Raw genomic sequence first — 9,581 nt, forward strand, 5'->3', positions numbered from 1 at the left:
TCGAGAACGTACACTTCACACGTCAACCCGTAGCCTGAAGTCAAATATGACGACTCCACGAAACTCGGGGTACATCAAAGTCCCCGGAAACTCCGGTGTGAACCGTGCCGGGTTTGATGCCGCATCCGTTTTTGTGAAGGATGTAGATCATGCCCAAGCGTTACCCACCCGAGCAACGTGAGCGAGCCGTCAGGATGGTCCTCGACCACCTCGACGAATATCGGTCCGTCTACTCCGCATGTCAGGTGATAGGCCCGAAACTCGGTATCGGCGCCGAATCGCTGCGGAACTGGACCAAGCAAGCCCAGATTGATGCCAACCAAGTTCCCGGTGCCACTTCTGCGGAACAGCAACGCATCAAAGATCTCGAGCGTGAGAACCGAGAACTCAAGGAATCCAACGAAATTCTGAAGTCGGCATCGATTTTCTTCGCGAGGGAACTCGACCCTCGCCGCCGCTGATAGTCCAGTTCATCGACGATATGCGTGCACAAAATTTCAGGGTCGAGTCGATCTGCAGAGTGCTCACCGCACAAGGATTCCAGGTCGCCCCACGCACGTATCGCAACTGGAAAACCGCAGCACCATCTGCACGGACGATCACCGACGCCCACCTCATCGAGGAACTGCGGGCCACGATCGGCACTGCCGAAGGGCTCTACGGCCGACGAAAGATGACTGCTCACCTGCGCCGCAAAGGCCACCATGTCGCGGCCTGCACCATCGACCGCTTGATGCGCGACGAAGGACTGAACGGTGTGGTCAGAGGCAGGCAGCACCGAACCACGATTCCAGGCGGCAAGGACAGTCGGCGGGCACCCGATCTGCTCGATCGCGACTTCACCGCCGACGCTCCGAACCGCACATGGGTTACCGATTTCACCTATTGCCGAACCTGGGCGGGGTTCGTCTACGTCGCATTCGTGATCGACTGCTTCTCCCGGGCAATTGTCGGCTGGCATGCCTCGACAGTGAAGGACACGGCGATGGTCACCACGGCGTTGAAGATGGCGTTGTGGCGACGCGATCACGGTGGATATCGGGTCGGTGACGGACTGATCCATCACAGCGATGCCGGCAGTCAATACACATCAATTTCGTTCGCAGAAACGCTTGCGCTGGAAGGGATTGCAGCTTCAATTGGAAGCGTCGGCGACGCCTACGACAACGCCCTTGCGGAGTCGACAATCGGACTGTTCAAGACAGAAGCAGTTTCCAAGAGCAGTCCGTTTCTGCAAGGGGCGATCAAGACGATCGACGACATCGAATTCGCGACGATGGAATGGGTGGATTGGTTCAATACCCGCCGCCTGCACAGCACCTTGGACTACGTCACTCCCGACGAGTTCGAGGCCACCTATTACTCTCAACTATCGATTCTCCAGCCGGAGATGTCGCCAGCATAGGAGCGGCAAGAAACCCGGCACGGTTCAGTGCGATTCATAGTTGCCGTTCAGTTTTTCCTTTTGAACAACACGTTCTGGATCAGACCACGTGAGAGCTGAGCCGTCTCAGCGAGACGGTCCCGAACTATTCAATAGGAGGAGCTATGCATCGCCAGTTATAGACCAAGGGGCGAAACCGATTCCTGCGGAGCGAAATAGGGTGTTTCGTCCATCTGAGGCCCATGTCGGAACGATGAGAGTAGATCGGGTGCCGGGGGAGCAAACCGGTCTCGGATCGCTGGTTGCGTAGGCACCTACGAACTTCTGAAGCGATACGGTTGGTAGCCCGTCGAATTGTCGCTCAGTCCGTTTCGTCAATAAATACCGAACTCAGACCCTGGTCGACAAGACTCCTATTTTTTTAGTTCAACATTCGGGGAGTTCAGAGACGGGGTCTTCCTGCTGTCTAGTGCAATGCCTTTGGGGCAGGTCTTCTTGCGGCTCGCGATCTCGTTAGAGAGTTGCTGCACGTGGGTGGGGTCCGCGTCTCGGGCAAGGGCGACGTAGTGGTCCATGACGGCCGGGCGGTAGCGCGCGGGCAACGTCTGTCCTGGGGCGAGTCGGGTGAGCTCGGTCATCGTGAGGTCTTCATCATCTCGTCAGGGAGTTCGAACATTTTCTCGGCGCCCGCTGGCTTTCAGAGGGCCGAACCACAGAAGGTACTGATGTCACCACAGGGGGTATTGATGTCATGGGCTACCCGCGGGGCACATCGCGGAGGGCATGGACAAGATCGTCTGTGGTCGGTAGCGACGGGCGGATAGCGTCGAGAAACGCGCGGTATGCGGGGTACGTGCAGCAAACATGATCGGCGAACCACCCAGACTGCCAGCGGCCAATCACAGTGTCGATTGGGCCCGGAGTAGCGGGGACAGTGTGTGCACGCCACGCCGCCCAGAGGCTTGCCCGGATGACGGGTTCCGGAATGTCGATCAAGCGTGCGTCGAACCAATCTGCGAGGGTGTCCATGCCGACGGGCGGATCCGCTGCCAGGCTGAATGCGCATTGCTGCTCGCCCAGGGGCGCCGCCACGTAGGCGTCTGCGACGTCGGATGAATGAACCACCTGCCCTGACAATGCAGGAGGTCGCAGGAAGTCGCGGCAAGACCGGTATCCAAAAACTTTTGATAAGCGAGCCAGGCAGGAACGGACCGGTGAACAACCGTCGTTGAGCCGTGGCGGACTTCTTCTGGAATATGAATGCTGGACGCACTCGTACGACGCGGGTGCTGTGACGGTCTTCGAATGTGTCGCCTTTTCACGGCGGTAGGAAGCCCCGGGCCACCCGTGTGTCGGCCAGTCCTCCGATACCGCCGGTTGATTGCGCCCGGGTGACTATGGGTGACTATGCGCCGACAGACGGTGCATGGATCAAAGCCGGAACACCCGTCCCGGGCGACCGCACGAAACACTCGCAACGGCCCTGAGACGTTGTTCTCCCAGGCAAGTTCGGGCGTCGCGTGGGTTGAAACGGCCAGGCCAGATGGATCACCGCGTCCGCGCCGTCGAAGTGCGGCTCAGGGTTGTCAAGGCAAACGTCCGCGATAGCGAACCATGCTTTGGGTACGGTCCAGTCGGCAGGTCGACGGGACAAGCCCAAAACCGATGCGATGCCGTCTGCCGCACTCAGTGCTTGGATGACACTTGTACCGACATTGCCGGTTGCACCAGTGACCACGACTCGTAATCCGCTCATGGATCGGGCAGTACCCGAGACGGTACGTCGTAAACGACCGGATAGGGGGCGATCAGGCCTCGTCGGGGCGAATCTGTTCCGGGCGTTCGATATTCCCGCGCCAGGCGCCTGTTTCGTGTCCGCGTGACTCGATGAACTCCTTGAAGTTATTGATGTCGGTCTTGACGCGATGGGTGAGGATTCCGAGTTTGTCGGCCACGTTCTCGACGAATCCGTCGGGGTCGATGTCCATCTGCGCTGTCACCCTCGTCCGGAAATCGTCTAAACGGTGGAAGGTGATCACCCCCGCATGGTTGGGGCCTGCGTCGGATTTCCATGCAACGCGTTCGTCGGGGTGCTGTTCGGTGATGGTGGCGTCGAATTCTCTTACTTGGCCTCCTATCTCGACGATCCAATGTGTGTGCACATCGTCGGTTTGTCGGATTTCGCGCACTCCTGCCATGAAGTGGGGAAACGACTCGAATTGTGTCCACTGGTCGTACGCGGTACGCACGGGGACGTTGACATCAACGGATTCTGTCACGGTGCTCATGTGGTTCGGGCTACCCAATCGGAAGGTAACTACACACTGACCGACTCGTGACTTCACACGGCGATCCTGGCCGAAAGCTACGCTACCAGTTGCCGGTTTACAAAATGAGGATCGGGTATCGCTCAATGATGAGCACCGAACCGACTCGGCACCGGAAGCTTCCGGTCGAGTACTCCCCACCGCGCAACCTTCTTTCCATGGACGAGTTGTTGCAGACCTTGACACGCGTGGTCAATTCGCTTACCCACGCAGAGATCCCGTTTGCCGTCGCCGGAGGCTGCGCTGTTTACGCGCGAGGAGGGCCGCCGTCGGGCCACGACGTCGATATTTTTCTCCGGCGGGCCGACGTCGACCCAGCACTTGCAGTACTGCAACAGAACGGTATGAGACGGGTGGATCCACCGGAGGATTGGCTGGTCAAAGCTTATGACGGAGATGTCCTCGTCGACCTGATCTTTTCCGCGTCCGGACGCGAAATCACGGACGAGTTCCTAGCGCGTGCACCTCGGATGCGAATAGGTGCGGCACACGCTCCGGTGGTTACCGCGACCGACCTGATGATCGACAAACTAAACGTCCTCGATGCGCACCGCTGTGATTTTGTCCCGATGCTCCAAATCGCGAGAGACTTGCGCGAACAGGTCAACTGGTCAGAGGTGTCAGGCCAGACGCAATCTTCGCCGTACGCGCGTGCGTTTCTGGGACTTCTGGAAGATCTGTCTATTGCCTCGCCGAAGCCCTCGTAGCGGGCGGAGACGAAGCGAGTCGATGAGGAGGATGCGATGGAGTTCGAACATCAGCTACCTCAATATGTGGTGGCCCATATTCGGCGGGTCTTCGCCGAGGACCCCCGAACCTCGGAACTTGGTGTGAGGGTATCGATTCGAGGAGGGACCGTACATCTCGGCGGCGAAGTGAGCACACAACACCGTAAGCACGAACTCGAATCAATCGTTGCCGAAATTTATCCGGACGTGCACGTGCACAACGACATCCACGTGGTGAGCTCCGCGGAACCTCAGTCTGAATGCGAGGACTTGACGTGATACACATCGCGGCGGTCGGTGACATCCATCTCGGCGTGGACTCCCGGGGAGAGATGCGGCCGGCTCTCGACAAGGTGTCGACCCACGCAGACGTACTACTACTTGCGGGCGATCTCACCCGTCACGGCGGTGTCGAGGAGGCTGAGGTTGTCGCTGACGAGTTCGCCGAACTCGGTGTCCCGGTGATTGCGGTGCTCGGCAATCACGACTATCACAGTGATGCGGTTGAAGATGTCACAGCAGTTTTGGCGGGGCGAGGTATCACAGTGTTGGAGGGCCAATCGGTCACGATGGATCTCGACGGGCAGACGGTGGGGATCGCCGGAGTAAAGGGATTTGGTGGGGGATTCGCAGGTAAGTGCGCCAGTGTGTTCGGCGAACCGCAGATGAAGAACTTCGCGGGGCACACCGTCGAAGTGGCCGACCGCTTTCGCGCGGCCGTCTCCGAACTCGAAGCTGACGTTCGAATCGCCTTGTTGCACTATTCGCCGGTCAGTGACACCTTGCATGGAGAACCACCTGAAATCTATCCGTTCCTCGGGTCGTATCTACTCGGGCAGCCGATTGACGAGTTTCACTTGGACCTCGCCCTGCACGGTCATGCCCACGCGGGATGTGAGCGTGGAACGACGCCGGGAGGCGTACGTGTCCGCAACGTCGCGCAACCCGTCATCCGCGCCGCTTACACGGTGTACGGACTCGGCCGGCCCGATTGACGTACGGGATCGCAATTAGCCGAGTCGAATGTCCGAACAGACAATCGTCGAATTGAACGCGAGTTCATGCGCCTACGTTGCAGACGCCCCGGCCCCGGCATCGAGCGAAGGAAGGGGCACAGGTTTTCAGTACAGCGAACCAGCGGTGGTCCGGTCGACGACACGTCGCGTGACCGGATCCGCAGCCTCGAAGATTCCACCGGCTTGACGGTCGGTATGGATCTGCCCGTACTCCGACGGCAAGGGCCCTGACGCGGCGGGTAGGCAGGGAGTAAGTCAATCACTCCCGACGGGTACTCCGATTGGGCGAAAGTCTGCGCGACTTCCGCTGGACGGACGATCAAACTCTGCGCAAGCAGGGGCGCTGGACGAGAGCGTGCTGAAGCAACGCACTCCGGCTTCTCGACCGTGAAGGGTCCCGACGTGGGAACGCAGAATATGTCGAGGAGAACGGTTCGTACGGCGTGGCCACTCTTCTACGCGAGCACGTGCAGGTCTCGAAAGACTCTGTGGAGTTCGACTTTCCAGCGAAGAGCGTTCGCAGGACCCTGGAGTTTGTCGACCCTCCGCTTGCGATCGCACTGAGCGCCCGGCGTCGGCATGAGGACGGCTCGGCACATCTGCTCGTCTATCAAGACAGCAGCACTGTGGACTCTGACAGCCAGAGAATGTCAACGCGCGATTCAACCGCTGGCCGATCAGGACTAAACGGTGAAGATCTCCGAACATGGAATGCGAGGATGCCTGCTGCTGCGGCTTTTGTCCACCAGCCCACCAAATTCCAAAAAAAGACCCACCAAATTCCAAAAAGACCAGAGGTCAGTCGATTTCAAATGCCATGCGCAAAGCGGCGGAGATGTTCGGCAATACTCCGACCATGGCACGCAAGTCATACGTCAATCCCCGTCACGTCGAGACATAAAACGCGGCCATGACCATTTCGCGCGCTGCCCGCCGTTCGGACAGTCTCGACGACCGGGCGCAAGTGCGCACAGAAATCGACCATGCCGTGGCCCGTCTCACCAAGTCTATCCGTCGATAAAGTTCGTCGAAGATCGACGGAAGTTCCCGATCGTCTCGGACGTGTTATTTCCGTCAGCTGTTACTGTTGCCAGCGGTGACCCGGTCGGTGGGCTCGTCGTGACCACTCTCTCGTGCGCAATGGGCGCAACAATACATGGTCTCGTCTACCTCGATGCCATGCCCGAGTATGCGACACCCACAATGCGCGCATTGCGGAGCCAAGGCTTGGGCCGCGCACTCGAAACTGTCGAATGCTGCGGTGCGATCTCCGCGCGTCACGGTAAAGGTTCGATCGTACTCATTGCCGCAGGTTTCACATCTAGCCACGAAACTCTCCTTCTTTCTTAAGGACTCGCTAATCCCTCGTGGTCGATTTGCCGTACATGTCAGTCTCATGACGGACAGGCAGGAGTGATTAAGTCGTAGATCTGTTCAGCTTGATCTTGGGTTGGTTCATTGCGGTGGTGTGCGGCGAGCCGTCGGATCTCCTCGGTGACTTGTTCTTCGTCGGTTCCAGCCCCGATGGCATCGCACGATTGCAGGACTATCGCTTCGATGCTTTCATCGTCGCGATCTTCCGCGAGTTCGGAGTATCCGGTCCGGAACGCAACGACGAAGGAAGCAAGTTTGGCTTGATCCAATGTCCCCAGATCGGCGGATCCTGACGTGGATGTTTCTTCGTTCGTCGCTCGGCCGGTCGGTGGCGTCATGTTCTGGATCGACGTGGCTACGCCGTTATTCGTCTCTTCGTCTCCGTCGTTGTTTCCGCAGGCTCCAGTCGCTATCAGGGTGCCTGCAAGTATGGTTGCTGCAATTGTCCTGTTCATGTCTGCTCCGTTCAACCGAATTGTGTGTCGGGTTTCGTACGGTGCGAGTGGTCATGCCCCGGGTGTTACCCAGAGATGTTGATTTCTACCCGTCTTTCACCTGTCGCGTTCGCCGGCCGATATCCATTCTGCGCGCGTGTGCCTTGGCATCTGCGCGGCTACAGGCCGACCACGCCACGCCTGTAATCGGCGTGATTCAATCGCTCCGACGACATGGTCGACCGAACGTGGTGTCGCTGAAATCCCCACCGACAGCGCTTTTCATCATCCTGACTGCAGCATTTCATCGAGATTCGCAAAGAGTGCCGTTTGCCGACGTGTTCACTCCAGATGCTTGGCTCGCCGACCGTGCTGGTACCGACATTCTCGCGGTTCAGTGGAGAACCCTGCCGCGTGTCCAGGGCAGAACATCATTCTCTTCCTTGCCCGACTGAACTGGCAAACCTGCTACACGCCAACGACTTCAAGCTCAAGTCCGTCCCAGAATCGATTCGGACTCGGACGTGCCCACCACGCTAAATCAAGTCAACCTTTATTTCCGTACGAAGCCGTCCGATCCTAGTTCGAGTCGTTCACCATTGAAACGCTGTGGCTCTCAAACGCTGTGGCTCTGAAACGCCGGGGCTCACGCTGACCACTGAGATGAGCGCAAGCCGAAGTTCCTGGCCTTCGCCAAAAGATTGTGCAGACTACAGTCCCGAGACGGTTCTGATCTCGCCTGTCATTTTTTCTGGGGGATACGGTCGCTGACCAAGTACTTTCGCGAGATGTACGGCGTTGCGCAGGAGGGCGGAGTTGGCGGATGCTGGGCCTCAGGCAGCTTCCAAGTCGTTGTAGTCCCAGGGGTCATCGCCTTGCCATTCCAGTAGGTGCACCCCTGCGCCGGTGCCGAAAAACCACAATCGTTGAGTGCTTGAAAGAGTGAGGCAACTATGGCGGGAGTCCTCGGTGCCGATCACTGCCGCAACTGCGGCCTTGTCGAACATGTGAGGCCTGCCGCGGTCGTCTGTTTCGTTAGAGTTCCGCACCGAGACGCTCGAGAGCGCGCTTCGCGACACTCGACATCTGAGCAAGCCATGTGAGGGTCGAAACCAACAGGATCTTTGTATCGTGGATTTGTGCCCGAATTCGAGCCTTTGATCACACCGCCCACGTCGGCCTCTTCTCCGGGGCAAATGCCATGGTCCACCAGCCGAATTGACCTGTAGCTCAAGCCCTCTACGCGAAATCCGGCGAGAGGCGCTTGACAACGCGTTCGCTACCCGACCGGGCAGGAGAAGGTTTCAAGGAGCAAGTCAAAGGAAGCCAGTCAAGGAGTTCCTGACGGACGGCTACACAGCGGCCGTGTTCTCGACAGACAACCGACAAACTTGATGCCTGTGGGGGTCGTAGTGTGGCTTTGCGGAGTTTCGCTTCGAACGATAACGCAGGGACAGCAGGATTACAGAAGAGCGTGTCAGGGCATGCTTCCGTAGCACCACCACGCGTCGGCAGAATCCCGTTTTGTCAACCGTGAAACCCGAAGGGAGCCAGAGTGGACGACGACGGCGGAGAGGCGTTCGTGCCGGACAGTCGGGATCTACGCAGACTTAAAGCGGCGGCCACGAACTGTCATGGCTGCGGTCTTTACCGCGCGGCCAATCAGACGGTGTTCGGGGATGGAAAGAAGGCGGCTAGGTTGATGCTCGTCGGCGAACAGCCTGGTGACCAGGAAGACAAGGCTGGCGCTCCTTTCGTGGGACCCGCTGGAAAACTTCTGCAGCGGGCGCTCGAAGCAGCGGACATCGATCGTAGCGAGGCGTATGTGACTAATGCGGTCAAACATTTCAAATTCGTACGGGCTGAGCGTGGAAAGCGCCGAATTCACAAGAAGCCCGTGCGCAGCGAGATCGAGGCATGCAGGCCTTGGCTCCTGGCAGAGATCGACGCTGTCGAACCCGATGTTGTTGTGTGTCTCGGCGCAACGGCGGCGCAGTCGCTGATCGGGCGAGACTTTCGGGTGACGGCACACCGCGGAGAAAATCACCATCTGATTCCAAAATTGGATGTGCGCTGCGATCCGTTAGTCTTTGCGACCGTTCATCCGTCTTCGATTCTCCGGGGTCCAGCCGATGAGCGTGAACGGGCTTTCGCCGACCTGGTGACCGACCTTCGATCCGCGATTTCCTCGTGTCGGTTGCCGAGGTGAAAGCTCACGCCAGGTGAGAAGAGAAGTGGCCTTGGTAGGACCCCATTTGGTGAGCCACTCGCTATCAGAGAATCAATGCGTGTGAATACAGCTGGCAGCGTACTCATTT

The 9,581-nt window shown here is 58.5% G+C and carries 9 protein-coding genes and 1 pseudogene; 6 read left to right on the forward strand and 4 right to left on the reverse strand.

Annotated features, from left to right (window positions below; genetic code table 11):
- Positions 1–149 precede the first annotated feature (149 nt).
- Positions 150–1,405 (forward strand): IS3 family transposase gene (locus V2B23_RS30365; RefSeq protein ID WP_336883335.1). Its coding sequence is split into 2 segments (ribosomal slippage): positions 150–423 and positions 423–1,405, totalling 1,257 coding nucleotides; the frame shifts between segments, so codons are not numbered across the junction.
- A gap of 735 nt (positions 1,406–2,140) precedes the next feature.
- On the opposite strand, the gene V2B23_RS30370 is transcribed toward V2B23_RS30365, so the two are convergent.
- Both V2B23_RS30370 and V2B23_RS30375 read right to left on the reverse strand, forming a co-directional pair.
- Positions 2,141–2,509 carry a hypothetical protein gene (locus V2B23_RS30370; RefSeq protein ID WP_430953616.1) on the reverse strand — a complete coding sequence of 123 codons (369 nt, stop codon included), beginning with the start codon at positions 2,507–2,509 and terminating at the stop codon, positions 2,141–2,143.
- Positions 2,510–3,192: 683 nt separating this feature from the next.
- The gene (locus V2B23_RS30375; RefSeq protein WP_430953617.1) at positions 3,193–3,672 is read right to left on the reverse strand and encodes an SRPBCC family protein; all 480 of its coding nucleotides are present in this window, start codon (positions 3,670–3,672) and stop codon (positions 3,193–3,195) included.
- A gap of 128 nt (positions 3,673–3,800) precedes the next feature.
- On the opposite strand from V2B23_RS30375, the gene V2B23_RS30380 reads away from it, so the two are divergent.
- The 4 genes and pseudogenes from V2B23_RS30380 to V2B23_RS30395 form a co-directional block, all read left to right on the forward strand.
- Positions 3,801–4,418 (forward strand): hypothetical protein, encoded by a 618-nt coding sequence (locus tag V2B23_RS30380; protein WP_430953618.1) that lies wholly within the window; start codon positions 3,801–3,803, stop codon positions 4,416–4,418.
- A 36-nt stretch (positions 4,419–4,454) separates the two neighbouring features.
- Complete coding sequence (locus V2B23_RS30385; protein ID WP_430953619.1) at positions 4,455–4,718, forward strand: BON domain-containing protein; 264 nt, start codon at positions 4,455–4,457, stop codon at positions 4,716–4,718.
- Positions 4,715–5,434 (forward strand): metallophosphoesterase family protein, encoded by a 720-nt coding sequence (locus tag V2B23_RS30390; RefSeq protein WP_430953620.1) that lies wholly within the window; start codon positions 4,715–4,717, stop codon positions 5,432–5,434. The genes V2B23_RS30385 and V2B23_RS30390 overlap by 4 nt, the downstream gene beginning before the upstream one ends.
- Positions 5,435–5,835: 401 nt before the next feature.
- A pseudogene (locus V2B23_RS30395) lies at positions 5,836–6,369 on the forward strand (hypothetical protein); the annotation flags it as partial.
- A gap of 160 nt (positions 6,370–6,529) precedes the next feature.
- Here V2B23_RS30395 and V2B23_RS30400 read toward each other — a convergent pair.
- Together V2B23_RS30400 and V2B23_RS30405 are read right to left on the reverse strand one after the other, a co-directional pair.
- The gene (locus V2B23_RS30400; RefSeq protein ID WP_430953621.1) at positions 6,530–6,784 is read right to left on the reverse strand and encodes a hypothetical protein; all 255 of its coding nucleotides are present in this window, start codon (positions 6,782–6,784) and stop codon (positions 6,530–6,532) included.
- A 65-nt stretch (positions 6,785–6,849) separates the two neighbouring features.
- A complete protein-coding gene (locus V2B23_RS30405; RefSeq protein ID WP_430953622.1) occupies positions 6,850–7,284 on the reverse strand; it encodes a hypothetical protein in 435 nt (144 codons plus the stop codon).
- A 1,534-nt stretch (positions 7,285–8,818) separates the two neighbouring features.
- Here V2B23_RS30405 and V2B23_RS30410 point away from each other — a divergent pair.
- Positions 8,819–9,472: a UdgX family uracil-DNA binding protein gene (locus tag V2B23_RS30410; RefSeq protein WP_430953623.1), complete on the forward strand. Its 654-nt coding sequence runs from the start codon at positions 8,819–8,821 to the stop codon at positions 9,470–9,472.
- Positions 9,473–9,581 lie beyond the last annotated feature (109 nt).

Source organism: Rhodococcus sp. 24CO, from assembly GCF_050586165.1.
Classification (GTDB): Bacteria; Actinomycetota; Actinomycetes; order Mycobacteriales; family Mycobacteriaceae; genus Rhodococcus_F.

Coding starts and splice junctions, on each gene's coding strand:
- V2B23_RS30380 (WP_430953618.1), top strand. CDS start 3,801: ATGAGCACCGAACCGACTCGGCACCGGAAGCTTCCGGTCGAGTACTCC.
- V2B23_RS30375 (WP_430953617.1), bottom strand. CDS start 3,672: ATGAGCACCGTGACAGAATCCGTTGATGTCAACGTCCCCGTGCGTACC.
- V2B23_RS30385 (WP_430953619.1), top strand. CDS start 4,455: ATGGAGTTCGAACATCAGCTACCTCAATATGTGGTGGCCCATATTCGG.
- V2B23_RS30405 (WP_430953622.1), bottom strand. CDS start 7,284: ATGAACAGGACAATTGCAGCAACCATACTTGCAGGCACCCTGATAGCG.